Annotated in this window: 26 protein-coding genes; 16 read left to right on the top strand and 10 right to left on the bottom strand. The window is 68.2% G+C overall.

Annotated features, from left to right (window positions below):
- The first annotated feature begins 417 nt into the window (after nt 1-417).
- Together ON39_RS21435 and ON39_RS47465 are read left to right on the top strand one after the other, a co-directional pair.
- Entirely contained in the window at nt 418-609 is a 192-nt protein-coding gene (locus ON39_RS21435; RefSeq protein ID WP_040737031.1) for a DUF3046 domain-containing protein, read from the top strand.
- A 2-nt stretch (nt 610-611) separates the two neighbouring features.
- Nucleotides 612-1,850, top strand: a complete 1,239-nt coding sequence (locus ON39_RS47465; RefSeq protein WP_255219288.1) for a phosphotransferase — start codon at nt 612-614, stop codon at nt 1,848-1,850.
- Between the two features lie 3 nt (nt 1,851-1,853).
- Here the strand turns inward: ON39_RS47465 and ON39_RS21425 are convergent, their stop codons facing one another.
- Nucleotides 1,854-2,372, bottom strand: a complete 519-nt coding sequence (locus tag ON39_RS21425) for a CGNR zinc finger domain-containing protein (protein ID WP_040737015.1) — start codon at nt 2,370-2,372, stop codon at nt 1,854-1,856.
- Between the two features lie 155 nt (nt 2,373-2,527).
- Here ON39_RS21425 and ON39_RS21420 point away from each other — a divergent pair, with 155 nt between their 5' ends.
- The 3 genes from ON39_RS21420 to ON39_RS21410 are packed head-to-tail and all read left to right on the top strand — an operon-like array spanning nt 2,528 to nt 4,396.
- Nucleotides 2,528-2,989, top strand: a complete 462-nt coding sequence (locus ON39_RS21420) for a VOC family protein (RefSeq protein WP_040737013.1) — start codon at nt 2,528-2,530, stop codon at nt 2,987-2,989.
- Nucleotides 2,990-3,042: 53 nt separating this feature from the next.
- Complete coding sequence (locus ON39_RS21415) at nt 3,043-3,930, top strand: pyridoxamine 5'-phosphate oxidase family protein (protein ID WP_040737012.1); 888 nt, start codon at nt 3,043-3,045, stop codon at nt 3,928-3,930.
- A 16-nt stretch (nt 3,931-3,946) separates the two neighbouring features.
- The gene (locus ON39_RS21410) at nt 3,947-4,396 is read left to right on the top strand and encodes a nuclear transport factor 2 family protein (protein WP_040737011.1); all 450 of its coding nucleotides are present in this window, start codon (nt 3,947-3,949) and stop codon (nt 4,394-4,396) included.
- Between the two features lie 586 nt (nt 4,397-4,982).
- Here the strand turns inward: ON39_RS21410 and ON39_RS21405 are convergent.
- On the bottom strand, nt 4,983-6,389 hold the full coding sequence (locus ON39_RS21405; protein ID WP_246003221.1) for an MFS transporter: 1,407 nt from the start codon (nt 6,387-6,389) through the stop codon (nt 4,983-4,985).
- 99 nt (nt 6,390-6,488) lie between these two features.
- On the opposite strand from ON39_RS21405, the gene ON39_RS21400 reads away from it, so the two are divergent.
- The 3 genes from ON39_RS21400 (at nt 6,489) to recX (ending at nt 9,613) form a co-directional block, all read left to right on the top strand.
- Nucleotides 6,489-7,526, top strand: coding sequence for an Lrp/AsnC family transcriptional regulator (locus ON39_RS21400; RefSeq protein WP_040737010.1), 1,038 nt, complete (start codon nt 6,489-6,491; stop codon nt 7,524-7,526).
- 157 nt (nt 7,527-7,683) lie between these two features.
- Nucleotides 7,684-8,727 carry a recombinase RecA gene (gene recA / locus ON39_RS21395; protein ID WP_040737009.1) on the top strand — a complete coding sequence of 348 codons (1,044 nt, stop codon included), beginning with the start codon at nt 7,684-7,686 and terminating at the stop codon, nt 8,725-8,727.
- Nucleotides 8,728-9,064: 337 nt separating this feature from the next.
- Nucleotides 9,065-9,613: a recombination regulator RecX gene (gene recX / locus ON39_RS21390; RefSeq protein WP_040737029.1), complete on the top strand. Its 549-nt coding sequence runs from the start codon at nt 9,065-9,067 to the stop codon at nt 9,611-9,613.
- 653 nt (nt 9,614-10,266) lie between these two features.
- Here the strand turns inward: recX and ON39_RS21385 are convergent.
- Nucleotides 10,267-10,722 carry a hypothetical protein gene (locus ON39_RS21385; protein ID WP_174412550.1) on the bottom strand — a complete coding sequence of 152 codons (456 nt, stop codon included), beginning with the start codon at nt 10,720-10,722 and terminating at the stop codon, nt 10,267-10,269.
- Between the two features lie 490 nt (nt 10,723-11,212).
- Between ON39_RS21385 and ON39_RS21380 the strand changes: the two genes are divergently transcribed.
- Nucleotides 11,213-11,671 carry a DUF6879 family protein gene (locus ON39_RS21380; protein ID WP_342772753.1) on the top strand — a complete coding sequence of 153 codons (459 nt, stop codon included), beginning with the start codon at nt 11,213-11,215 and terminating at the stop codon, nt 11,669-11,671.
- Nucleotides 11,652-12,506: a helix-turn-helix domain-containing protein gene (locus ON39_RS21375; protein ID WP_040737007.1), complete on the top strand. Its 855-nt coding sequence runs from the start codon at nt 11,652-11,654 to the stop codon at nt 12,504-12,506. Before ON39_RS21380 ends, ON39_RS21375 begins: the two co-directional genes overlap by 20 nt.
- A 3-nt stretch (nt 12,507-12,509) precedes the next feature.
- Here ON39_RS21375 and ON39_RS21370 read toward each other — a convergent pair whose 3' ends face one another.
- Together ON39_RS21370 and ON39_RS48925 are read right to left on the bottom strand one after the other, a co-directional pair.
- A complete protein-coding gene (locus ON39_RS21370) occupies nt 12,510-14,759 on the bottom strand; it encodes a M20/M25/M40 family metallo-hydrolase (RefSeq protein WP_170160108.1) in 2,250 nt (749 codons plus the stop codon).
- Between the two features lie 341 nt (nt 14,760-15,100).
- Complete coding sequence (locus ON39_RS48925; protein WP_146251393.1) at nt 15,101-15,415, bottom strand: hypothetical protein; 315 nt, start codon at nt 15,413-15,415, stop codon at nt 15,101-15,103.
- A 20-nt stretch (nt 15,416-15,435) separates the two neighbouring features.
- Here ON39_RS48925 and ON39_RS21360 point away from each other — a divergent pair, with 20 nt between their 5' ends.
- Nucleotides 15,436-15,816 carry a hypothetical protein gene (locus tag ON39_RS21360; protein WP_040737005.1) on the top strand — a complete coding sequence of 127 codons (381 nt, stop codon included), beginning with the start codon at nt 15,436-15,438 and terminating at the stop codon, nt 15,814-15,816.
- A 148-nt stretch (nt 15,817-15,964) separates the two neighbouring features.
- Here the strand turns inward: ON39_RS21360 and ON39_RS21355 are convergent, their stop codons facing one another.
- The 4 genes from ON39_RS21355 to ON39_RS21340 all read right to left on the bottom strand — a co-directional run bounded on the left by ON39_RS21355 (nt 15,965) and on the right by ON39_RS21340 (nt 19,300).
- Nucleotides 15,965-16,867, bottom strand: a complete 903-nt coding sequence (locus tag ON39_RS21355) for an amino acid ABC transporter permease (protein ID WP_040737004.1) — start codon at nt 16,865-16,867, stop codon at nt 15,965-15,967.
- Nucleotides 16,864-17,544, bottom strand: a complete 681-nt coding sequence (locus ON39_RS21350) for an amino acid ABC transporter permease (RefSeq protein WP_040737003.1) — start codon at nt 17,542-17,544, stop codon at nt 16,864-16,866. Before ON39_RS21350 ends, ON39_RS21355 begins: the two co-directional genes overlap by 4 nt.
- Before the next feature lie 95 nt (nt 17,545-17,639).
- Nucleotides 17,640-18,476 (bottom strand): glutamate ABC transporter substrate-binding protein, encoded by an 837-nt coding sequence (locus tag ON39_RS21345; protein ID WP_040737002.1) that lies wholly within the window; start codon nt 18,474-18,476, stop codon nt 17,640-17,642.
- A gap of 95 nt (nt 18,477-18,571) precedes the next feature.
- Nucleotides 18,572-19,300, bottom strand: a complete 729-nt coding sequence (locus tag ON39_RS21340) for an amino acid ABC transporter ATP-binding protein (protein WP_040737024.1) — start codon at nt 19,298-19,300, stop codon at nt 18,572-18,574.
- Here ON39_RS21340 and ON39_RS48920 point away from each other — a divergent pair.
- The 3 genes from ON39_RS48920 (at nt 19,284) to ON39_RS21330 (ending at nt 21,959) form a co-directional block, all read left to right on the top strand.
- A complete protein-coding gene (locus ON39_RS48920; RefSeq protein WP_146251391.1) occupies nt 19,284-19,511 on the top strand; it encodes a hypothetical protein in 228 nt (75 codons plus the stop codon). The two genes, ON39_RS21340 and ON39_RS48920, sit on opposite strands and share 17 nt — an antisense overlap.
- Nucleotides 19,512-19,671: 160 nt before the next feature.
- Nucleotides 19,672-21,228 (top strand): tRNA (N6-isopentenyl adenosine(37)-C2)-methylthiotransferase MiaB, encoded by a 1,557-nt coding sequence (gene miaB / locus ON39_RS21335; RefSeq protein ID WP_083894595.1) that lies wholly within the window; start codon nt 19,672-19,674, stop codon nt 21,226-21,228.
- A gap of 152 nt (nt 21,229-21,380) precedes the next feature.
- Entirely contained in the window at nt 21,381-21,959 is a 579-nt protein-coding gene (locus tag ON39_RS21330) for an Rv2732c family membrane protein (RefSeq protein WP_040737020.1), read from the top strand.
- Between the two features lie 58 nt (nt 21,960-22,017).
- Here the strand turns inward: ON39_RS21330 and ON39_RS21325 are convergent, their stop codons facing one another.
- On the bottom strand, nt 22,018-23,379 hold the full coding sequence (locus ON39_RS21325; RefSeq protein ID WP_040737001.1) for a DUF349 domain-containing protein: 1,362 nt from the start codon (nt 23,377-23,379) through the stop codon (nt 22,018-22,020).
- 253 nt (nt 23,380-23,632) lie between these two features.
- Here ON39_RS21325 and ON39_RS21320 point away from each other — a divergent pair, with 253 nt between their 5' ends.
- Both ON39_RS21320 and miaA read left to right on the top strand, forming a co-directional pair.
- The gene (locus ON39_RS21320) at nt 23,633-24,385 is read left to right on the top strand and encodes a class III extradiol ring-cleavage dioxygenase family protein (RefSeq protein ID WP_040737018.1); all 753 of its coding nucleotides are present in this window, start codon (nt 23,633-23,635) and stop codon (nt 24,383-24,385) included.
- On the top strand, nt 24,378-25,012 hold a 635-nt coding region (gene miaA / locus ON39_RS21315; protein WP_040736998.1), incomplete at its 3' end, for a tRNA (adenosine(37)-N6)-dimethylallyltransferase MiaA. The genes ON39_RS21320 and miaA, both read left to right, overlap by 8 nt.

The raw sequence follows: 25,012 nt of genomic DNA, 5'->3' as shown, positions 1-25,012 counted from the left end.
GAACCGCCGCCTGCCTCCGAGAGTGTCGGGCTGCTGCGTGCTTTTGGGTGGGTCGGGCCGCTGCCTTTTTCCGGGAGTGTCGGCTCGCCGACTGCCTCCCGGGGTGTCAGGCAGCTGCCTTCCTTCCGGGAGCGTCGGCTGCTGTTTGCCTGCTTTCGGGAGTGTCGGGCCGCTAACTGACTCTGGGAGTGCCGGTCCGCTGCCTGCCCCTTCGAGAGTGTCGGGCCGCGCCTGCCCTTCGAGACCGTCGGTCGCTGCCTTCCCTCCGGAAGCGTCGGCCACTTCCCGCCTCCAAGCGGATCGGTCCGCTGTCTGCCCTCCGCGGGACGTCTGCCCCTCGCCCTCCGCCCTGGAGTGCCACCTTCCACAACCGACGTCCGGTGCGGTTCATACCCCCGCGCGAGTATCTTGGGCACGGTGCGATTGACGGAGTTCCAGGAGCTGTTGCATACCGAATTCGGGACGGCGCGGGGCGATGCCCTGCTGGCCGACCACGTGATCCCGTCGATGGGGCAGACGGGCGCCGACGCCATCGAGGCCGGGGTCGATCCGCGGGATGTGTGGCGCGCGCTGTGCTCGGAGTTCGATGTGCCCCGGGCGCGGTGGTGAGCGTGTCGGAAGAGGCGGTGGGTCACGAGGGTCCGCTCTATCGATTCGACGAACGCGAGCGGATGATCCCGGTCGACCCCGAGCGCCTGGCCGCGCGGCTGGCGAAGGCACAGCCGGTCGACTTCGCCGGATACCGGCAGACCGGGATCGAGACCATGCTGCTCGGCCGCTACGACGACGCGCTCGACCTGCTGGATCGGGCACTGGAACTGGTGGACACCGAGGAACGCCGCATCACGGTGTGGATCAACCTCGGCGACGTCTACCGCTATCGAGGCGACGCGGCCACCGCCGAGACGCTGTACCGGCGAGCCGTCGAGCACGCGCGGGCGGCCGCGCCGGACGTGCTGTCGTACGCCGTGCAGCATCTGGGCAAGGCGCTGGCCGAGCAGAACGAGTTGACCGAGGCGCACGCGCTGCTGCGCGAGGCGCTCGATCTGCGCACGGCCGAGGGCGATCCCGAACTGATCGAATCCACCCGGGTGGCGCTGGAAAGCCTTCCCGCGCTGCCGATTCCGCTGCCGCCGAAGGTCGCCGCCCTGCTCGGCGACGAGCCGACCTGGTCGGACGAGCACGAGGGGATGAGCGGCGGCGTCGCGCTCGTCAACGAAACCTATTGGGTCAAGCGGGGTCCCAAGGCCACCGCGGAGCACGAGCGGCTGAACTGGCTGCGCGAGCGCGGAATTCGGTTGCCGGAGATCGCGGTGTTCGACGGCGACGTCCTTGTCCTGGCCGACGCGGGCGCGTCGAGCCTGGCCGCGCGGTCCGAGGCGGGCTCCGGTGCGACCTCGGTGGGCGCGATCATGGGCGAGCTGCTGCGCACGCTGCACGGACTGCCGATCGACGAGTGCCCCTTCGACGGGCGGCTCGATGTCGTGCTGGCGCAGGCGCGCCGCCACGTGATCGAGGGTCTGGTCGATGGCGAGGACTTCGACCCCGACAACCAGGAGTTCACCCCGGAGGGCGTCCTGGCGCGGTTGCTCGCCGAGCGCCCCGACCACGAGGACCTGGTCGTGGCGCACGGCGACTTCACCCCGCCGAACGTGCTGGAAGGCTCGATCCTGCTCGACGTCGGCGCGCTCGGCGTCGCGGACCGCTACCGTGACCTGGCCCTCGCCGTGCGCGACCTGCGCGACGACTTCGGCGAGGACGAGGTGGCCGTCTTCTTCGCCGCCTACGGACTCACCGATCCGGACCCGGTCCGCCTGGAGTACTACCGTCTGCTCGACGAATTGTTCTGAGGCTCAAGGCTTCTTGGCGTAGTGGCGAGCCGCCTTGGTGCGGTTGCCGCACGTCGCCATCGAGTGCCAGCGGCGGGTGCCGTTCTTCGAGGTGTCGTAGAAGAACAGTACGCAGTCGGGGTGTGCGCACTGGCGGATGCGGTCCGGGGCCTCGGCGAGCAGGCGCAGCAGGTTGTCGGCCGCGAGCCAGGCGGGCAGCCACACCTCGTCCGGGACGTCGACCATGTCCTGCGGCCCGGCGTCGGTGAGCGTGCGCCGGATGCGGCCGTGCTCGAGTACCTCGTTCAACGCGGTGTGCGTCGCGTGCCGCACCACGTCGTAGATGGCGGTGCGGGCGGTCAGGACGGCGTCGAGGGTCGCCTGGTCCGCGGTCGCGCGGTCGGTCAGCCCGGCCGAGGTCAGCCATACGCCGAGCCCGGCGACGTCGGTCAGCAGGTCCTGTGGTTGGCCGTGCTCGTTCCACCGCGTGTCCAGCAGGTCGAGGGCCAGCGGTTCGCCGAGGTGCGGGCGTGGATCGTGCATAGCTGAAAGTATCCAGCTCCTTCTGGTCGTCGTGGTGAGCGGCGGCTCTCTAACCGCTCATAGATATTTTACAGGTTGACACGAGGGTTCGGCCGTGCCTATCTTCTAACCAGTTAAACCGGTCAATACGGTTTGGCCCTGTCGAGGAGGAACACATGACCACGGTTGCCGCGCCCCAGCTCGCCACGGGGCACATCGGCCTGAACGTCTCCGATCTGGATCGCTCGGTCGATTTCTATCGCAGCGCACTGGGTTTCGAGCAGCTCACCGTGGGCGCCGACGGAGACCGGAGATGGGCGTTCCTCGGCGCGGGCGGCAAGCTCACCTTGACGCTGTGGCAGCAGAGCGCGGGCGCGTTCTCGGCCGAAACGCCCGGCCTGCACCATCTTTCGTTCCAGGTCGACACAATCGCTCAGGTGCGCGCAATCGAGGCGGCGCTGCGCGAACAGTCGGCCGAGATCCTGCACGGCGGCGTCGTCGCGCACGGTGAGGGCGTCTCCTCCGGCGGCATCTTCTTCACCGATCCCGACGGCATCCGGCTCGAGGTGTTCGCGCCGGCGGGCGCCGAGTCCGCGCCCGCGCCCAGCGGACAGGCGCCGACCTGTGGATTCTTCTGAGCCACCGGACTGTTGAACGTTTCGGCGAACCCCTCGCGACAGGAGCAATTGCCATGGCGCCCTTCCACTCCGGTGAACTCGCCGTCCAGCGGCGCATGGGTCAGGCCGAGATCGCCGACCGGGTCGGCCGCTCGATCCGCGCCGACATCCCGGCCGTCGCCGCGTCTTTCCTGGCCGAGCAGCCCATGGTGGTGATCGCGGCCGCCGACGACGCGGGCCGGATGTGGGCGAGCGAACTCGTCGGGCCGCCCGGCTTCCTGCGCGCCGTCGCAGCCGACACCATCACCGTCGACGCGCGGCCCGCCGAAGGAGATCCGTTGCGAGAGGCGCTGAGTCACCCGACTCGCGTCGGCATGATCGCCCTGCAACCGCAGCGGCGCAGGCGGATGCGGGTCAACGGCGCGGCTACGGCCGAGGGCGGCGGGCTGCGCATCGCGACCGATCAGGTCTACGCGAACTGCCCGAAGTACATCACCCGCAGGCAGATCGAGTCGTACCGGCCGGATATCGAGCCGTCGCCGGCCCGGCGCGGCACCGAACTCGACGCGCGGCAACGGGAGCTGATCACGGCGGCGGACGCGTTCTTCGTCGCGACCGCCGATGCCGAGGGGAACGCCGATGCCTCGCACAGAGGCGGCAATCCTGGTTTCCTCCAACTGCTTTCGCCTACCCGGCTGCGCTGGCCCGACTATCGGGGCAACTCGATGTTCATGACGCTCGGCAATATCGAAGTGAACCCGCGTTGCGGCCTGCTCGTCCCGGACTGGGCCACCGGCGGCACCCTGCAACTCACCGGCACCGCCGAGTTGGTCTGGACCTCAGAGACTTTCACCGCGGGCGCGCAATGCTCGATCGACTTCACGGTCACCGAGGTCGTCGAACGCTCCGGCGAGGGCCCGCTGTGCTGGGGTCCACCCGAACTATCACCCGTCAATCCATAACCCGAAGGAGACGTCCATGCGACCCCCGCTGCCGCCGTTCGATCTGGAATCCGCCAAGGCGAAGGTGCTCGCCGCCGAAAACGCCTGGAACACTCGCGATCCGGAGAAGGTCGCCGCCGCCTACACCGAGGATTCGGTGTGGCGCAACCGCGACGAGTTCTTCACCGGCCGCGCCGCCATCGTCGAGTTCCTCACCCGAAAATGGGTTTCGGAGAACGGCTACGCGCTGCGCAAGGACTTGTGGGCCTTCGAAGGCAACCGCATAGCGGTGCGCTTCCAATACGAATGGCACGACGAGACCGGCCAGTGGTGGCGCAGCTACGGCAACGAACAGTGGGAGTTCACCCCCGACGGCCTGATGTCGCGCCGCGAGGCCAGCATCAACGACGTCCGCATCCCCGAGTCCGCCCGCCGCATCTTCGGCCCGCGCGAACCCGGCGACGACTCGCCACTGCCCCAGCAGTAGTCCTTACCCTCAGCCGCACCCTGTCTCGGGATACGCACTCGTTTTGGGGGCCTATAGAGAGTGCGGATCCCGAGAAAGAGTGCGGCTTTCGCTAGCTGTTGGTGGGTGGGCGCTGCGGGAGCGGCGATGTCCGCATGCCTGAGTTCGCATGCCGCATGTTCGGCCGACGCGAACCTGGCTAAGTTTGGCCGCTGCCGCAGTGGTTTCCACCGCAGCCGCACTCTGTCTCGGGATACGCACTCGTTTCGGAGGCCTATAGGGAGTGCGGATCCCGAGAAAGAGTGCGGCTGGCGCGGGGTGGTGCGGCTGGCGCGGGGTGGTGCGGCTGGCGCGGGGTGGTGCGGCTGGCGTGAGGTGGTGCGGCTGGCGTGAGGTGGTGCGGCTGGCGTGAGGTGGTGCGGCTGGCGTGAGGTGGTGCGGCTGGCGTGAGGTGGTGCGGCTGGCGTGAGGTGGTGCGGCTGGCGTGAGATGGTGCGGCTGACTTGAACGTGTGGGGGTGTCAGAGGAGTTCGCGTTTGGATAGGAGTGCGGGATGGGTGCTCTGCGACGGTGCGGTCCATGGCGGACGGCACCGTCGCAGAGGGAGTCAGGCGGTGACGACTGCTCGGTCGGGGGCGGGCTCGGTGACTGGCCGGTGGGTGTGGAACAGCGCGAAGGCGATCGCGCCGAACACGATGCCGACCGTTGCGGCGACGGTGAAGGCCGCGTCGAGGCCGGAGACGAAGTGTGGCAACGTCATCGGCTGATCGGCGTCCGCGACACCGCGAAAGACCGTGCCCAGCACCGCGACTCCGAGCGCGAGCCCGAGCTGTCGCGCCGTGTTCACCGCGCCCGCCGCCGTACCACCCTGCTGCGGCGGCACTGCGGCCATGCCCGTCGACACGAGCGCGGGGGCGTTGACGCCGACGCCCGCGCCGATCACCACGAGCCCGGGAACCAGTGCGAGCCAGGAGGATCCGGCGTCGATGAGCGTCAGCAGTCCGGTGCCCGCGCCGACCACCACCAGGCCGACGCCGATGGTCCACTTCGGGGCGGCGTCGTGCATCAGCCGGCCGAACACCCCGGAGACCAGAAAGGCGGTCGCGGCCATCGGCAGCAGCGCCAGGCCCGCGTGCAGCGGCGTCATCCGCAACTGCTGTTGCAGCCAGATCGAGACCAGGGGAGTGCTCGCGAAGGCGGCGAACGTCTGCCCGCTCGCGCCGAGCAGTGTCGCCCCGAAGATCCGGTTGCGTAGCAGCGCCAGCGGCAACATCGGTGCGGCGCTGCGGTTTTCGACCACGGCGAAGACCGCCGTCGCGACGACGCCCAGCGCCAGCGCGGTCACCGCGCGGCCGTCGGTCCACCCGTGTTCGCCGCCGCGGATGACGCCGTAGGTGAGCGCGGTCGCCGCGGTGGCGAAGGCGAGCATGCCGGGCACGTCGACGGCGCGGTCCGCGCGCCGGGCCGAGGCCGGGAACACGGTGGCGGTCAACGCGATCGCCAGCACCGCGATCGGCAGATTGACGAAGAAGATCCACCGCCACGACAGCGCCTCGGTCAGCACGCCGCCGAGCACCACCCCGAGGCCCGCCGCCGCGCCGGACACCGCGCCCCAGATCCCGAAGGCGACGCCGCGGTCGCGACCGGTGTAGGTCGAGTTCAGCAGCGACAGCGTGGTCGCGAACATCGCCGCGCCGCCGACGCCCTGAACTACCCGCGCCGCAATGAGATTCGTCGAGGTGTCGGCGACGCCGCAGCCGAGCGAGGCGAGGGCGAACAGCACGAGCCCGGCGAGGTAGGCGCGTTTGGCGCCGACCCGATCGGCCAGGGAGCCGAGCACGAGCAGCAACGCGGCCAGGGCGAGCGCGTAGCCGTCCACCACCCACTGCAGGCTCGACAGCCCGGCCTCGAGGTCGATCGCGATGTCGGGCAGGGCGACATTCACGATGGTGACGTCGATGAGGAGCATCAACGTGCCGAGGCACGCCGCGAACAGGGGGAGCCATTTTCTCACTGGGGGCCTCCACGGCAGAATCGAACGATATCGACGCCAAGCGTGCGGTAATCGAACGTATCTCCCTAGCCACATTTCCGTTTGCGTTAGATTCCTCCCATGTCGCCTGATGACCCTGTGGAATCCTCCGCGCTGGACATTCTCGATCGGCAGATCCTGCACGCCCTGGTGCAGGACGCGCGGATTCCGTTCGCGAAACTCGGGTCCATCCTCGAGGTCTCCGAGCAGACGGTGGCGCGCCGCTACCGGGCGCTGCGCGAGCGCGGCATCATGCATGTGTCGGGACAGGTGAACGCGGTCCCGCTCGGGCACGCGCGATGGGTGCTGCGGATCAAGTCGACGCCGGACAAGGCGCTGGGGCTGGCCGAATCCCTGGCCAGGTTCCCGGATTTGAGCTGGGTCACGCTGCTGTCCACCGGCTCGGAGGTGACCTGCGTGAGCAGGCCGCGCTCGCTCGAGCGGCGGGACGCGCTGCTGCTGCACACCCTGCCGAGGGCCAGCCAGGTGCGCGAGGTGATCGCCCACGAGGTGATGCACCGGTTCGAGGCCGCCGAGGAGTGGCCCCGCTTCAGCCACCTCTTCACCGAGCGGCAGCTGAACGAACTGGGGCCGCGGCGAACGGGGTGCGAACTGGACCGGGAGCGCCCGCGTCCGCTGGACACGCCGCCGAACCTGACGCCCGAGGACGAGACGATGCTCACGCTGCTCGGCCGCGACGGACGCGCGCCCTACGCCCAGATCGCGGCCGAAACCGGTTGGACCGCACCGAGAGTCGCGCGCCGGATGACCGAGCTCGTGCAGTCGGGCGTGCTGTACTTCGACCTCGACTTCGCGGTCGGGCGCATGGGGTACGGCGTGCGGGCCGCCCTGTGGCTGCGGGTGCGCCCCGCCGAGCTGGACGCGGTGGGCCGGGCGATGGTCGAGCACCCGGAGATCGTGTTCGCGGCCGCCACGACCGGCCCGACCAACCTGATGGCATCGATGATCTGCCGCGACACGCCCCACCTCTACCGCTACATCACCGAGCGCCTCGGCGCGCTGGACGGCATCACCGACTTCGAGGTCACGCCCTCCCTGCGCGTGCTCAAACAGGCGCAGACGCTGTTGAACAGCGAGCGGGTGTCGCTGGTGCGTTGATCCCGCCGACACCGCATACTCGCCGGAGGCGGAACTGGCGTGTCGCTTGACTCGAACAGGTGTTCGTCTAACCTTGGCGCCAGAACTTGTCGGTGCCGCCCTCTAATGTTGGCGCCAACCACAGCAGAGACTCACCCGTCGAAAAGGGGATCAGGACATGGCACCACAGGCGTACGACCGCGACAAGGCGCTCGAACTCGCGCTGGCCCAGGTCGAGAAGAACTTCGGCAAGGGCGCGGTCATGCGTCTCGGTGACGAGGTCCGTCAGCCCCTCGCGGTGATCCCGACCGGCTCCATCTCGCTCGACGTCGCGCTCGGCATCGGCGGCCTGCCGCGCGGCCGCATCATCGAGGTCTACGGCCCGGAATCCTCCGGTAAGACCACCGTCGCGCTGCACGCGGTGGCCAACGCCCAGGCCCAGGGCGGCGTCGCCGCGTTCATCGACGCCGAGCACGCGCTCGACCCCGACTACGCGAAGAAGCTCGGCGTCGACACCGACGCGCTGCTCGTCTCGCAGCCGGACACCGGTGAGCAGGCCCTGGAGATCGCGGACATGCTGGTCCGCTCCGGCGCCATCGACATCATCGTCATCGACTCGGTGGCCGCGCTCGTGCCGCGCGCCGAGATCGAGGGCGAGATGGGCGACAGCCACGTCGGCCTGCAGGCCCGCCTGATGAGCCAGGCGCTGCGCAAGATGACCGGCGCGCTGAGCAACTCCAACACCACCGCGATCTTCATCAACCAGCTGCGCGAGAAGATCGGCGTGATGTTCGGCTCCCCCGAGACCACCACGGGCGGTAAGGCGTTGAAGTTCTACGCCTCGGTCCGCCTCGACGTGCGCCGCATCGAGACGCTCAAGGACGGCAGCGACGCGGTCGGCAACCGTACCCGGGTGAAGGTCGTGAAGAACAAGGTCAGCCCGCCGTTCAAGCAGGCCGAATTCGACATTCTCTACGGCCAGGGCATCTCCAAGGAGGGCTCGCTCATCGACATGGGCGTCGAGCACGGCTTCGTGCGCAAGTCCGGCTCCTGGTACACCTACGAGGGTGACCAGCTCGGCCAGGGCAAGGAGAACGCCCGTAAGTTCCTGCTGGAGAACACCGATATCCGCGACGAGATCGAGAAGAAGATCAAGGAGAAGCTCGGCATCGGCGCCGACGTGACCGCCGAGGCGGGCGCCGAGGTTCCCGCCGATTTCTGATCCGATGAACGGCCGACGCTCGCCCCAGCCGCGCCGGACCGCGCCCGATGAGTCGCGGTCCGAGCCGGTGCGAGAGATGCGACGTCGGCTCCAGGAACTCCTGTCCGCCACCGGTGCCGCCACCGATCCCGCCGGATCCTGGCCCGGCGAACAGGACCCCGGACGAGTCCGATCGGCCGAAGGTGGTTCGGCCGAATCGGGCACCATGGGAACTCGGTCGAACGCGCCCGATCCGCAGCGGGCGCGTTCGACTGGGTCCGGGCGGCGAAAGTCGTCCCGGCGCACAGACTCCCGATCGGCCGGCTCCGAAGGTATCGACGGCCGATGGGCGGATCCGGTGGCGGCCGGATCCGAGCGGGGTGCCGGCTCTCCGGAGCCCACTCCGCCAGGCGGGACGGTCGAGCAGGCGAAAGAGGCGTGTCTTCGCCTGCTCGCCGTCCGAGCCCGCAGCCGCGCGGAACTCGCCCAGCGCCTCGCGGCCAAGGGCTACACCGAGGAGATCACCGAGCGAGCCCTCGACCGGCTCACCGAGGTCGGCCTCATCGACGACGCGGCCTTCGCCGAACAGTGGGTCCACTCGCGGCACACCTTCTCCGGCAAGGGCAAACAGGCGCTGGCGCAGGAACTTCGCCGCAAAGGTGTCGCCCAGTCCGATGCCGCCCCCGCGCTGGAGGCCATCAGCTCCGACGACGAGGAGTCCCGCGCCCGCGAGCTCGTCCGCCGCAAACTCCGCAGCCTTCCGTCCGGCCTCGACCGCGACAAAGCGATCCGCCGGCTGGTCGGCATGCTGGCCCGCCGCGGATACAACCAGTCCATCGCGTTCACGGTGGTCAAATCCGAACTGGCCCAGGCCCAGTTCGACACGTCCGACATCGAACAGGACTGAGTGGGCCGACGCTCTGGATGCGTGGCTTCGACACAGTGCGTCTAGTGGCTGGGCAAGCTTTTCAGTCGAGTGGGACCAGCCTGTCGGCTGCGGTAGATGGGGCGAGGAACTCCGAGGGGCGAACGGATCATTGCTTGGACAGGTGCGCCTTTTCGGACAGGCACAGCTGAGACCTTCTGCGAAAGCTGAAGACCCGCCCAGGTTTTCCTTGGAGCAGTGCTGGGCGCGTCGAGTGCCGTCCCCGGCTTTCTCCAGCAGTCAGGAGTGTGGTGTTCAGCCCCAGCGTGGTCATCTGGCTGTGGTTGCGTGTAGGGCATGGAAGATCAGCAGAGTTATATGGTCGCTGTGCAAGATCGTTGGGCGACCATATGACTCTGCTCGATGGGTTGGGCGACCATATGACTCTGCTCGATGGTTGGTTCAGCTGGGGAAGGGGTGCTCGGCCTCCAAGAGGTGTGCTAGCTCCAGTAGTGTGCGCTCATTGCCGCAGGTGCGACGTGCCCGCTCCCTGCTGGATGAGGCCGACGCACATGTCACGCTCGGCCGTCTCGTCGCCGCGTTCCGGGAGGTGCCACGGTCTTCGGGGGCCCGGTGGCCGCAGCGGATGTTCCAGCCGATCGCAAGCCCAGCGGGGGCGGGTGTCCTCGCGCGCCTCAGTCCAAACGTTCGGCGTTGTCCCGGCGTTCGCTCTCCGCCGCACCGGCTTCCGCCGCATCCAGGCCCGCCGGCTCGCCGTTGAACCCGGGCGCCGGCCAGCGGTCGGCCGGCAAGACCCAGCGCGCGTAGGTGTTTTCCGGGTTGACCGTGATCACGTCGCACACCCGGACCACCCGGTCCAGTTCGTCCCCCAGATGCTCGGGCGTCGGCGTGACCACGGCGTCCGCGCCCACCCGTTCGATCGTGTCCAGCAACTGCGACACCGGCCGCTCGGTCTGCGCGCCGAATACCACGATCTTGGCGAGCTCATATCCGAGTCGCTTTGCCACGCTGCGTATCTGCGTCTCGTCCCAGACCTGCGACACCCCCGACACATCGCGGCGCAGATATCCGATCGCCGTCGGCCGTCCCCACATCTCCCATCGCCCTCTCGTCGGTAGCCGGTCTCGCATGCAATCTCCGAGGTTAGAAGCGGCCACAGCCCGAGGGACAGCATGTTGCGAAAAGTTGCGAGAAGATCGCTACACGGCGTTCCAGGCTGGAACCCGGAGGCGGATTTCCCTGCCGCGCACGCGTATTCATCACTTGACCAGTTATCCCGACCTTGACCCGTCGTGCGGGGGAGCGGGACAATCGACGGGCTCGGGGCAACAGTTCGCAACATCCCAAAGGGGTCAACGATGCGTCTGACTTTTATCGGCGGAGATCCGGGCTCGAATCCGAACGGTTCGCCCACCGTGTACCGCACCGACCGTGACTCGTGGATCGTGCAGGGATGGGTAGTGACCGACCCCGAGGCTCTTGCCCACATGAACATTCCGCACGGCGAAACCTGCGTGGAGATCCCGGACAGAATGGTCCAGTTCTTCCGGAAGGGGGCCCGTGGCATCGATAGCCTATGAAGAATTCGAGCGACTACTTGACAAATTCGTTGTGGAGTCAATGCATCTGGAGACCCGAGACATCTACAGCACGGCGGTCGAGTCACCGCATCTAGCACAGTGGAGCGCCGGCGAGCCCGACGACCTGGTCTGGCTGCAGGGCTGGTGCACGACCGTCCGCCACCATGTGGCGGCTGGCCGGTCGGTGCGCCGAGCCAGGATCGTGTCGGAACCGCTGAGCGACTATCAGCGCTGGTCCAACAGCATCGCCGCGCCGATGGTCGAGGCGGGAGAGGATATTCGCTGGGTTCCCCGCCGCCTGACGTCGTCGGTGGCCATCCCGGGCAACGATTTCTACCTTCTGGACAACCGGCTCGTGATCTTTCTCCACTACGCGGGCAGTGGCGTGTCCACCGACCAGGTCACCTCCGACGATCCGCACGATATTCAGCTGTGCCGCAGCGCCTTCGAGGCCGTGTGGCGGCTGTCCATACCGCATCGTGACTACCGGCCCAGCTAGTTCCGCGCAGGAGGCCCGACGGGCCCTCGGCAGCCGGTTGCGGGACATCCGCAAGGCCGCCGGTATCACCATTCGGCAGCTCGGCGCCGAGACCGGCCAGCATTTCACTCGAGTGTCCAAAATCGAGAACGGCGTGCAGTTCCCGACCGACCGCGATATCAGCGCCTGGTGCCGCGTCTGCGCCGCCGTCGACCAGGAACTCGATCTAGTCGCGACCCTGCGCGCCGTCGACTCGGCCTACCTCGAATATCGGCGGCAGAGCCGGGCGGGCATGAAGCGCGTGCTCGGCGCGCACACTCCCGAGAGGTACATGGCGACCAAGGTTTTTCGCATCTACGAGCACAATGTCATTCCGGGTCTGTTCCAGACCGCGGAGTACACGGCGGCCATGCTGTCGTTCTGGATCCGGTTCCTCGACACCCCCAACGACCTCGAGGAAGCCGTCGCCGTGCGCATGGATCGCCAAGGCGTCCTGTACCGCGGCGGCAGACGGTTCGTGGCCGTGCTCGAGGAGCAGGCGTTGCGCACCTGGTTCGGCACGGCGGAGGTGCAGGCGGGGCAGCTGGGCCGGCTGCTGGAACTGCTGTCCATGCCGAACATCTCGCTCGGCATCATCCCGCTCATGACCGAACGGGAGGCCGTCGGCTCCACCGGTTTCTGGATTTTCGACGACGCCATGGTCGCCCTCGAGACACCGACCGCGGGTATTCAGGTGACCCAGCCCGCCGAGTTGGCCATGTATGCCCGCATGTTCGAGGTGCTCAAGGGCGCGGCCGTGTATGGGCGCGACGCGCGAGCGCTGATCCTGCAGGTGCTGAGCGAACTGGACGGATAGGTTCTACAGTCCCGGCACGGAGATGAAGACCGCGCCCGTGCTGTCCTGACGGAAGTAGATGTCGGCGGGCGGTTTTCGATACGACGGGATGCCCGAGTCGGGGAGCCAGGTGTAGTCCACGAGTCGCAGGGACAGAGGTCCGGCCGGTGCGACCAGGTGGATGTCGAGGCCTTCGGGTGGGGGAGCGTGGAACTGGATGCCGGTTTTCGGCACCGGTGTCACCTCGCGGCCCGCCACCCGCAGCGCGGTCGGCGCGGTGTCGTAGCGCAGGGCGATGCTCGTCGCGTTCCTCATGGAGCGCAGGCGCAGGTGTACCGTGCGTTGTCCGGATTCGGTTGTGTCGGAGACGATTTCGGATGTGGGTGGGGAGAGTTTCGCGGGGTCGGCGTGGCCGCTGGATACGGCGGTCGGCCAGAGACGCGCGAAATCTTCGCCGGGCGCGGTGTCGCCGACGAACTCGCGGGTCCAGCGGTCGGGTGCCTCCCGGGAGAGCCAGCGCGCCTCGTTGTGGTCGGCGTCGAGCGCGTACACGAGCTGGGACGTCAGCGGGTGCCGGTCATCGAAGCGATCCACCGCTAAGCCCGCGGCGGCGAGGGCGACGGCGAGGATGAACGCGGTCGACGGGATCGTCCAGCCGCGCCGGGCCGGCCACGCCTGGGCTAGGGGTAGTAGCAGGAGGCCACCCAGCAGGACTACCGCGGGGGCGACCAGGAACGGAGCGGTGGTGATGCCGGTTTGCAGCACGGTCCATGTCGCGCTGCCGAGGAATATCGCCGCCGGTAGGAGGAAAACTGTGAGCACCGGCAGTCGCCACCGCTCGGGAAATGCGGAGGCGGTCAGCAGGCCGATCGTCGCGGCGAAGGCAGGCACGACCGCCACGTGCGCGGTGGCGGGCGCGAGGATCGCGAGCGCCACGCCGAGGAGGGCCAGGCAGCCGAGCAATCCGGCCGCGGGGGCCATGGGGCCGGACAGTCTGCGGGTGATCACGTACCACGCGGTGAGGACCGCGGCCGAGAGCACCAGGATGGCCCAGTAGTAGAGCTCGGGCCGATACGGATCGACGAACAGGGGACGGTACTCGGGCCGAATCGCCTTCACGGCCTCCCACAGCCCGTATACCGCGCCCGCCGCGAGCGGTGCGGCGACGAAAGCCGTTGCGGTGGAGCCGAATACGCCGCGCAGAGTGACCTCTCCGGCTTGCCGCAGCCGCCGGCACAGCCAGGCCACGCCGAGGACGGTGGCGACGGCGAGTGCGATGATCACCCAGAACGGGAGCACCACCAGCTTGCCGAAGGGCAGTTGGAAGAACGCGCGATCGGTCTTTTCCGTGACGGTGAGGTCCTTGTCGCCGAACTCCTTGGCCAGCGCCAGGGTGTTGTCACCCATCTGCTGCACCGTCGCGAGATTCACGTGCTCCGGGTCGTCGAAGGGGCTGTGATAGTAGGCGCTGCGACCGGCGAACGCCCAATCCAGTACGCGCAGCCCGCCCGGTTCGAACGAGGCGAAATCGGTGTTGCTCGACGTTTGCGCACCGGCCAGTGTGGTCGACAGCGAGTCCGTATTCGGATGCGGCGCGGCGCGCTCGACCGCGCGGATCAGCGCACCGTTGGGGTGGGTCGTGCGCCACAGCAGCACCGGACCGCCCGCGCCGCGCGCCTCGTGGTTGATCACCACGCCGACGTCCCTGCCGTCCTTGCCCGACGCGACGAACGCCTCCGCCCCCAGCAGCCCCGCCTCTTCCCCGTCGGTCAGCAGCACCACCACGTCGTTGCGCAGGGCGGCACCGCCCGCGCGCAACGCCCGCACCGCCTCCACTACCGCGCCAACCCCGACCCCATCGTCGTTCGCGCCGGGCCCGGAAGCGACGGAATCATAGTGCGCCGTAAGGAAAACCGTCCCCGTCGAGTCCCGCCCCGGCATCCTCGCCACGATATTGGCCACCCGCCCCATCCCCAGCACATCCCGCCGAATCCCGGCCGGATACCGCCCAACCCCCGCCTGAACCTCGACCTGCGCCCCCAACCCCCGCAACTCCTCGACAAGATAATCCCGAACCCGCTCATGCTCCGCCGTACCGATCGCATGCGGCCGCTGCGCGATCTCCCGCACCACCCCCACCGCCCGCTCGGCACTGAACACATCCCCCGCCGCCCCCACCCCGCGATACCCCCGAGGCTGCTGCCCCCAAGCTGCCAACACCACCACCCCCAACAGCACGACAACCGCCACAACACCCGTCGCCCGTCGCCCCATCCACACACCCGCGAGCGTAGCCCTCACCACCGACACCCGCCCGCCCCCAACACCACCGCCCCGCCCAGTACACCCCGCGCGCGGTCCCGCAACCACAAAACCCGCCGGCAATGTCATGCACCGCAGGGCGCGCGCGACAGAACTCCCGGCCGCACATCTCGTCGATCGCGCCCGTCCGTACACAGACCCGTCAAGCCCCCGCAGCCATACGCGTCAGTTGCCCGTTTCCTGATCCCGATAACGCCAGCCGAAAGCGCCGCGCCAACGATCGCAACGCGACGTACTCGAAAGATGATGCGCTGGAACGAATTACCGCGTCCAGCGCACCGTCCTCCGGTGTGCTAATAGTCCCGCGTCTCTATCCCTGCCGTGGTCTCGACCGTGAACTCGGGACAGGTGACCAGGGATGATCCGTCGTACACCCAATTCGGCGCACTGCGTGGGATCTGCTGCGTGCCATCGAAGCTCACGCAAATAGCGGTCGCTCGGTAACTGCCGCCGTTCGAATCGGCGCAATAGGCCATGGCACCGCGGCCGACCAGAGATGATGTGCAATTCGACGGAGTTGCCGCGGCGGCTGAGCCCGAGCACAGCGCCTGCCCGACCGACGTGGCGGCGAGCAATAGACAGGCCGACGCGATATACCCGATACGCATGAATTTCCCCCTAGTTCTTCGTGTTCAAGCCACTGGAAACGACGTACAGCGATCCTCGGCAATACGCGGTGGACACGGTCTGCGCGTCTGCCCATGGCCCGTATTCCCAAGACCGTTCGCCGGTAGCCCCGTCCTCGCACACCGCGACCGCCTGGTGCTGCCCCGATCCGGAGCTGCACACCGTGCTCACCGACAAATTCCGCGAGTCGATCGTGTCGTTGCAGTTTTCGGGCCTCGCGGTCGCGGTTCCCGTGCTGAGCGAGGCGACCATGGTCGAAAGGAACGCCACTGCCACAAGAGCGAAAGCCGATCTGGCCGTCATGGACAGTCTCTTGCGAGCCGTACCGAGATTCTCCATCAAGTTCGAGTCCTCCCCTGAGATTTCTTGGTCACAGGTATAGACGCACCGAATAGAGGAACGGTTCCGTCGGGTTTCAGTTGTGTCGAAGTCGGCCGCACATACGAAAAAGGTGCGCTGGGGTGGGGTTGCCACGCCAGCGCACCTTCGTTGAGAACCTGCGGGATCTGTTGGGCCGCAGGGGGATTCGGTTACTTCTTGCCGGTGATGTCCATTCCGGGGGCCGCGTCGGTGATGATGGAGTCGGCGGCCAGGACGAGGCCGGTGCCCTTGCTCTTCTTGCGTGCGCGCAGGCGCGCCTCGAGCTTCGTGGCGACGAACGTCAGCGTCATGTTCAGCACGATCATGACGACGGCGATGATGATCAACGCGGGGATCGTGTTCTGCTGGGCGGCGCCGAGCTGCTGGCCGGAGCGCACGATCTCGGTGTAGGTGATCTGGTAGCCGAGCGCCGAGTCCTTCAGCGCGACAACCATCTGCGAGACCAGGGCGGGCAGCATGGCGGTGATCGCCTGCGGCAGCAGGACCAGCCGCATGAGCTGGTTCTTGCGCATGCCGAGCGCGACGGCCGCCTCTGTCTGCCCCTTGGGCAGCGAGTTGATGCCGGCGCGGACGATCTCGGCGATGACCGACCCGTTGTAGACCGTCAGCGCGATGACGACGGCCGCCAGCGCCAGCTGGTCGACGGCGAACAACTTGTTCTTCGAGAACAACGCGAACAGGAAGATCATCAGGATCAGAACGGGAATGGCGCGCGCCACTTCCACGATTGCCCCAGCGATCCACCGCACTACGCGATGCTCGGAAAGCCGGAGGATCCCGAAGACCATGCCGATCACGAGCGCGAACACGATCGACAGCAGCGCGGCGACGACCGTGCCCTTCAGGCCGGGCAGCAGATACGTCGACCAGACCTCGGCGTCGAGGAACGGCTTCCACTTCGCCGCGGTGAACTGTCCGTTGTCGGCGAAACCCTTGTAGAGCACCCACAGGAAGGCCGCCACCGCGACGACGACCAGGACCGAATACACCTGATGGCGAATGCGTCCGCGGGGGCCTGGCGCGTCGAACAGCACCGAAGATGCAGCACTCATCGGGCTACCTCGAATCGCTTGGCGAGCCAGCCGAACAGCAGGCCGGTCGGCAGGGTCAGGATGACGAACCCGAGCGCGAAGATGGCACCGACGACGATGACATCGGCCTCGTTCTCGTTGATCTCCGCCATCAGGAACGCGGCCTCGACAACGCCGATGGCCGAGGCGATCGTGGTGTTCTTGGTCAGCGCGATCAGCACGCTGCCGAGCGGGGCGATCACGGAGCGGAAGGCCTGCGGCAGCACGATGAGGCGCAGGTTCTGCGTGAAGGTCAGGCCGAGCGATCGACCGGCCTCGGACTGGCCCATCGCGACGGTGTTGATGCCCGAACGCAGCGATTCACAGACGAAAGCGCCGGTGTAGATGCTGAATCCGACGATGGCGTAACGGAAGTTGTTCTGCGCGACCGAATCCGGCCCCTCGCCGGCGAGATGCCATCCCATGGTGGTGTAGAGGCCCAGCGACATGAACAGGATGATCAGGGTGAGCGGAGTGTTGCGGAAAATGGTGACGTAGGCCGTGCCGACCGCGCGGGCGATCGGTACCGGGGACACACGCAGCGCAGCGACGATAGTGCCCAGGATCAGCGCGCCGACCGCGGAGAGAACGGTCAGTTGGATGGTCACCCAGAAGGCGTCGAGGATTTGATCGTCATACCTCGAGATCAGGTCGAACACGGCGTACGTGTCCCTCCCATCGGGTCTCGATTTTCAGGGGAACTGCGGCGGGTGGCCGATCCGGTGGGATCAGGCCACCCGCGCAGGTGTGGAACTCAGTACCGGTTGACCTTCGGCGGCTCCGGCGCCTGGTAGCCGGATCCACCGACGGTGGAGTCGAAGGCCTTCTTCCACGAGCCGTCGGCGAACATCGCCTCGATCGCGTCGTTGACCTTGTCGCGGAACTCCTTGTCGCCCTTCTTCAGGCCGATGCCGTAGTTCTCCGTGGTGAACGGCTTGCCGACGACCTTGAACGCGCCCGTGCTCTGCGAGGCGTAACCGGCCAGGATGATGTCGTCGGTGGTCACCGCGTCCCAGGAGCCGGCGCGCAGGCCCTCGAGGCACACCGAGTAGGTGTCGTTGGCCTGCAGCTGGGTGTCCTTGAAGTTCTTCTCGATGTTCTGTGCGGGCGTGGAGCCCTTCACCGAGCACACCTTCTTGCCCTTGAGGCTCTCCGGGCCGGAGATGTCGGTGTTGTCGGCGCGCACCAGGAACGACTGTCCCGCAACGTAGTACGGGCCGGCGAAGTCGACCTTCTGCTTGCGGTTGTCGTTGATCGAGTAGCTGGCGACGATCATGTCGACCTGACCGTTCTCGATCAGCGTCTCGCGCTGGGGGGAGGGCGATTCCTTCCAGGTGATGCCCTCGGGCTTCACGCCGAGCTTGCCGGCGACGTACTTCGCCACCTCGACGTCGAAGCCGCTGTAGGAGCCGTCCTTGTTGCGCAGCCCCAGCCCCGGCTGGTCGAACTTGATGCCGATGGTGAGTTTGCCGTCCTTGGCGTGATCAAGGGCGGACTTGCTGTCGCCTCCACCACACGCGGTGGCGGTCGCTGCGGCGAGTGTCAGCGCGATGGCGCCCACGCCGAGTCGCAGGGCACGGTTGATCCTCATCGAGTTTTCCTTCTCCCTCTCATGGGTTTGCTGGCCGTGGTCTCGCCTACGAGGCCGTTGTCGGTTCGGCACGAGCTCAGCGGTCGATCTCTGTGTCAGTGGCTCAATATCTTGCCGAGGAAGTCCTTCGCACGATCGGACTTCGGCGCGGTGAAGAACGCCTCTGGTTCGGCGTCCTCCACCACCTGGCCGTCGGCCATGAACAGGACGCGGTTGCCCGCGCGACGGGCGAAGCCCATCTCGTGGGTGACCACGAGCATGGTCATCCCGTCCTTGGCCAGCGAGACCATCACGTCGAGCACCTCCTGGACCATTTCGGGGTCCAGCGCGGAGGTCGGCTCGTCGAACAGCATCACCTTCGGGCTCATCGCCAGCGCGCGGGCGATGGCGACGCGCTGCTGCTGGCCACCGGAGAGCTGAGCCGGGTACTTGTCGGCCTGATTGGCGATGCCGACCCGGTTGAGCAGCTCCATGGCGGTGGTGCGCGCCGTTTCCTTCTTGATCTTGCGGACCTTGATCGGCGCGAGCATGACGTTCTCGACGATCGTCTTATGCGCGAAGAGGTTGAACGATTGGAACACCATGCCGACGTCGGCGCGCAGCGCGGCGAGGCCGCGGCCCTCGGCGGGCAGCGGGACGCCGTCGATGGAGATGTCACCGGAGTCGATGGGTTCGAGGCGATTGATGGTGCGGCAGAGCGTCGATTTCCCGGAGCCGGAGGGGCCCAGGACAATGACTACCTGTCCCTTGGGGACTTCCAGGTTGATGTCGCGCAGAACGTGTAGTTCACCGAAGTGCTTTTGCACGTTGCGCATCGAGATCATCGGCGCGCTGGCGGCGCTGGCGTCCCCGGTTGAAGCGATCCCGGTTGTATCGGGCGCGGCGGCGTCGTCGGTCATGAACCAAGACTGTAGAGGCAAATTTCGGATTCGCCAGACTTTCCGCGACACGCTGTTCGGCCGCGCCGACATGACACGTCACGTTTACGTCGCCGACCGGTTCGTCCGGATAGCCGGTTTCCGGTGCGGCGGCTGAACGTGTCAACGACGCAGCGTGCCTGATCAGAGGCCATGTGAACGCGAGCGGCCGGTGCCGTAGGGAAGCGAGCCGACGGCTAACGCGCCGTCGTTTGGCGGCGCGTTCGAAATCCGCATGCCCCCAAAATTGGGGTTGGCCGTGCCCGTACCCTGGACACGTGGATTTCACCGGAGAGGCAGTGTCGACTGCCACCCAGCGCCCCGCGGACGGCGCCCGCAGCTATGAGGTCCGCACCTTCGGCTGCCAGATGAACGTGCACGACTCCGAACGCCTGTCGGGGCTCCTGGAGAACGCGGGGTACGTGAAGGCCGCGCCGGGAGCGGCGGCCGATCTGGTCGTGCTGAACACGTGCGCGGTGCGCGAGAACGCCGACAACAAGCTCTACGGCACCCTCGGCCACCTGGCGTCGATCAAGGCCGACCAGCCGGGCATGCAGATCGCCGTCGGCGGCTGCCTGGCGCAGAAGGACCGCGGCGTCGTGGTGCGCAAGGCGCCGTGGGTGGACGTGGTGTTCGGCACGCACAACATCGGCTCGCTGCCGGTGCTGCTGGAACGCGCCCGGCACAATGCCGAGGCTCAGGTGGAGATCCTGGAGTCGCTGGAGGCGTTCCCGTCGAGCCTGCCCGCCAAGCGCGAGTCCGCGTACGCGGGCTGGGTGTCGATCTCGGTGGGCTGCAACAACACCTGCACCTTCTGCATCGTGCCCTCGTTGCGCGGCAAGGAGGTCGACCGCCGCCCCGGCGACGTGCTGGCCGAGGTGCAGGCGCTGGTGGACCAGGGCGTGCTCGAGGTGACGCTGCTCGGACAGAACGTGAACGCCTACGGCGCCTCGTTCGCCGATCCGGACGAGGCGCGCGACCGCGGCGCGTTCGCCAAGCTGTTGCGGGCGTGCGGCGACATCGACGGGCTCGAGCGCGTGCGGTTCACCTCGCCGCACCCGGCCGAGTTCACCGACGACGTGATCGAGGCGATGGCCGAGACGCCGAACATCTGCCCGCAGCTGCACATGCCGCTGCAGTCGGGCTCGGACCGGGTGCTCAAGGCGATGCGCCGCTCCTACCGCAAGACGCGCTACCTGGGCATCATCGAGAAGGTGCGCGCCGCCATGCCGCACGCGGCGATCACCACCGACATCATCGTCGGGTTCCCGGGGGAGACCGAGGAGGACTTCCAGGAGACCCTCGACGTGGTCCGGCAGGCGCGGTTCACCAGCGCGTTCACCTTCCAGTACTCCAAGCGGCCCGGCACCCCGGCCGCCGAGCTGCCCGATCAGCTGCCGAAAGCCGTTGTGCAGGAACGCTATGAGCGGCTCATCGCGCTGCAGGAGGAGATCTCGCTCGAAGCGAACCGGGCGCTGATCGGCACCGAGGTCGAGCTGCTCGTCGCCGACGGCGCGGGCAAGAAGAACGCGGCCACCGCGCGGATGAGCGGGCGCGCCCGCGACGGCAGGCTGGTGCATTTCCGGCCGGGCGGCACGGCGGAGGCGATCCGCCCCGGCGATATCGTCACTGTGGACCTCACCGAGGCGGCCCCGCACCATCTGATCGCCGACGCGCCGATCAAGTCGCATCGCCGCACTGCGGCCGGAGACGCGCATGAGCGCGGCATCACCCCGAAGACCGAGCCGATCGGCGTGGGCCTCGGCTTGCCGCGGATCGGCGCCCCCGCGCCGGAACCGGTCGCCGCGGGCTGCTCGACCGGTTGCGGCACATGAGCAAGCCCGGCGATGAAGGCGACATTCCAGACCGCCCCGACCAACCTACTACTGGCGGTAGTGGGTCGGCTGCGGCCGGCGAATCCGGTGATGGCACAGTGGACGCGGGCAACGCAGCGAACCACGAAAACGCCGAACGAAACGAGGGCTCAGTGAACTCGGCCGAGACCAGCAACTTCGAGCAGTTCCGCGACGATCTGGACGCGGTGGAGCGCCGCATCGCCGGGGAGATCGATCCCGGCGTGCGCGCCATGGTGGTCGCGGGCGCGGTGTTCGTGCTGCTGCTCTCGCTGGTGCTGCCGCACGCCGGCGGCGCGCGCGGGTTCGACGTGCTGCTCGGCACCGAGGCCGCCCGGTTCGAGCACATCGGGCTGCCGTCGCGGATCTTCGTCTGGTTCCTCGTCGTCTTCGGCGTCGGCTTCTCGACCCTCGCGCTGATGACGCGCCGCTGGTTCCTGGCCTGGATCGCGGTCGCGGGCACCGCCATTACCAGCGTGTTCGGCGTCTTCTCCATCTGGCACCGGCAGACGCCCGGCATCAACAACTACCACGGCGCCGGCCCCTCCATCGGCCTGATCCTCGGCACCATCGCCGCGATCGTGCTGACCTTCCACTGGGTCCGCGTCGTCTGGAGCCGCACCGCCTTGCAGTTGGCCGCCGAGGAGCAGCGCCGCAACGCCTCCGCCGCCGCCGAAGAACGCGACCGCCGCCGCTTCACCGGCGAAAACTGAACTGCCGCAACGACAAAGGCGGGTTCCGGCACGGAACCCGCCTTCGTCGAACAGTCGACTAGCGGTTGGTGACCGCGCCCTCCGCGGCCTCGGCCCACTCCCGCCACTGCTTGGCCTGTTCGAGCGCCTTCTCGGCGTCCCGGGCCTTGCCCGCGGCCTGCGCCTTGGCGGCCTGCTCCTCGAATTGCGCTACGCGCTCACGGAATTGAGCGGCGCGGGCCATCGCCTCGGGATCGGTGCGGCGCCACTGCGCGTCGACCGCGTCGCGGACCCGCTTCTCGATGGCGCGCAGCTTGCCCTCGAGCTCCTGAATGCGTTCGCGCGGGACCTTGCCGATGGCGTCCCACTTGTCCTGCAGCTCACGCAGCGAGGCGCGGGCGGCTTCCAGTCCGTTGGCGGGGTCGATGTGCTCGTAGGCCCGCAGCAGTTCCTCCTTGGCGGCCGCGTTCTGGTCGAACTCGGCGTCGCGCTCGGTGACGGCGGCGTTGCGGGCCGCGAAGAACACGTCCTGCGCGCTCTTGAAGCGCCGCCACAGCGCCTCGTCGGCCTCGCGCGGCGCCCGGCCCGCGGCCTTCCACTCGGCGAGCAGGTCGCGGAAGATGCCCGCGGTGCCGACCCAGTCGGTCGAGCCGGACAGCTCCTCGGCGCGCACGCAGAGTTCTTCCTTGCGCGTCTTCGCCGAGGCGCGCTCACGGTCGAGCTCGGCGAAGTGCGCGCCGCGCCTGCGGTTGAACGCCTCGCGGGCCTTGGAGTACCGCTTCCACAGCGCGTCGTCGACCTTGCGGTCCACGCCGCGGATCGACTTCCACTCGTCGAGGATCTCGCGCAGCCGGTCGCCCGCGGCCTTCCACTGGGTGGACTCGGCGGCGATCTTCTCGGCCTCGGCGCACAGCGCTTCCTTGCGCTCGGTGTGCTCGTGGCGCGCCTTGTCTTTCTCCTCCTTGGCATGCGCGGCAGCCTCTTCGGAGTGTTCGGCGATCGCGGCGAGGCGCTTGGCCAGGCCGTCGACGTCGCCGATGACGGCCGCGGTGGGCAGCGACTCGGCGAGGGCCACGGCGGCGGCCTTGGTCTTCCTGGCGTCCGCTCCCGCGGCGAGGCGGGCCTCGAGCAGAGCGACCTCGGTGGCCAGGTCGTCGAATCGACGGCCGAAGTGGGCCAAGCCTTCCGCGGCGTCGCCGGCCTGCCAGGAACCGACCTGACGCTCGCCGTCGGCGGTCTTCACCCAGGCGGTGCCGTCGTCGTCGACCCGGCCCCACGCGCTGGGATCGGAGACGGTGGGCACGACGGGGTGCGGATGCTGAGCCGGGCCGGGCGTCGCGTGCGGCTTGGGAGGTTGGATCGAGCCGCCCGGTTTCGGGGCACCGGAAGAGCGCGGCATCGCGCCGGGGCTGGCTTTCGCGGTTCCGTTGCTGTCGGTCATTGCTCCTCGTCCCTGCCGCGCGCCACGGCTGCCTGGTTACGCCCTAGCTCATCCCATTGAACCCGGTTCGAGCCCTTGTGACCATCGACCCATGCCTTCACGCGGAGGAATCTCGGGGATTGCAACCCCTGATGACCTGGGTTGTAGCTCCTCGAACAGTATCAATCTCGGCGAGGTTTGCGGCAGAGACACTCGAAGCCGGGCGGTACCCGCGGTGCGCGGAGGCCTCCAGCGCAACGGTTACGGTTACCACGTGTTCTCGATTGCCGCCCTGGTCCCGTCGCCGCCGATCCTGGTGCCCGAGCTCTGCGGCGCTGCGACGGGCGCTGTCGCGGGCCTGCCGGACGATCCGCGAGCCGAGCTGCGGGCCGCCGTGCTGGCCGCGGCGCGAGAGCTCGCGGCGGTGACAGACCGCTGGACAGTCATCGGCACCGGAGCTGCCGACCAGGTGTTCGGTCCGGGAACGGTCGGCACGTTCCGCGGTTTCGGCGCCGATGTGCGCGTCGCGCTCTCGGCGTCGGCGTCGGCGGAGCCCGATCCCCAGCATCCGCTGCCGATACTGATCGCCGGATGGTTGCGGGAGCAGGTCGCGCCGGCCGTGAGCGCCGAGGTTCGGGTGATCGACGCCGCGACTCCGACGCAGCGCTGCTGGGAACTGGGCGCGAAACTGCGTGCGGAATTGGAGGGTTCGGACGGACGCCAGGGCGTACTGGTCGTCGCCGATGGCGCCGCGACTCTGTCGTTGAAGGCGCCTGGATATCTCGACGAGCGGGCCGCCGCCGTGCAGGACGAACTCGACCGCGCGCTGCGCGAGGGGGATCGGGTCGGACTCCGCGCGCTCGAGCCCGAACTATGCGCCGAACTCGTCATGTCCGGCCGGGCCGCCTACCAGGTGCTGGCCGGACTGTTCGACAGCGATCCGGCGGTCGAGACCCGTTACCAGGCAGCGCCGTTCGGCGTCGGCTACGACGTGAGCCTGTGGCGACCGGCGGGCCGTCGTGAGTGAGGACATCACCCCGATCGCCGTGGTCGGGCCGACCGCGACCGGCAAATCGAATCTCGGCCTCGACCTGGCCGAGCGTCTCGGCGGTGAGATCGTCAACATCGACGCGATGCAGCTCTACCGCGGCATGGACGTCGGAACGGCGAAACTCACCGTCGCCGAGCGGCGCGGCATCCCGCATCACCAGCTCGACGTTCTCGAGGTGACCGAGACCGCGACCGTCGCCGCCTACCAGGCCGCGGCCAGTGCGGACGTGGCGGCTATCATGGCGCGCGGCCGCGTTCCGGTGATCGTCGGCGGCTCGATGATGTATGTGCAAGCGCTGCTGGACAATTGGGAGTTCCCGGCCACCGACCCGGCGGTGCGCGCCCGCTGGGAGGCCGTGCTCGCCGAGGGCGGCGTCGACGCCGTGCACGCCGCGCTGCGTGCGGCCGATCCCGCCGCGGCCGCCACCATCCTGCCCACCGACGGGCGGCGCATGGTGCGGGCACTGGAGGTGGTCGAACTCACCGGCAAGCCGTTCGCCGCCTCCGCGCCCGAAATCGGAACCCCGCGCTGGGGCACGGTGATCATCGGGGTCGACCGCGACACCGCCGAACTCGACGAGCGCATCGAACGCCGCACCGAGCT

It is taken from the genome of Nocardia tenerifensis NBRC 101015 (genome assembly GCF_000308715.1).
GTDB classification, from domain to species: Bacteria; Actinomycetota; Actinomycetes; order Mycobacteriales; family Mycobacteriaceae; genus Nocardia; species Nocardia tenerifensis.
Note: the sequence above shows the minus strand (reverse complement) of the source record. Positions and strands in the feature narration are given on the sequence as shown.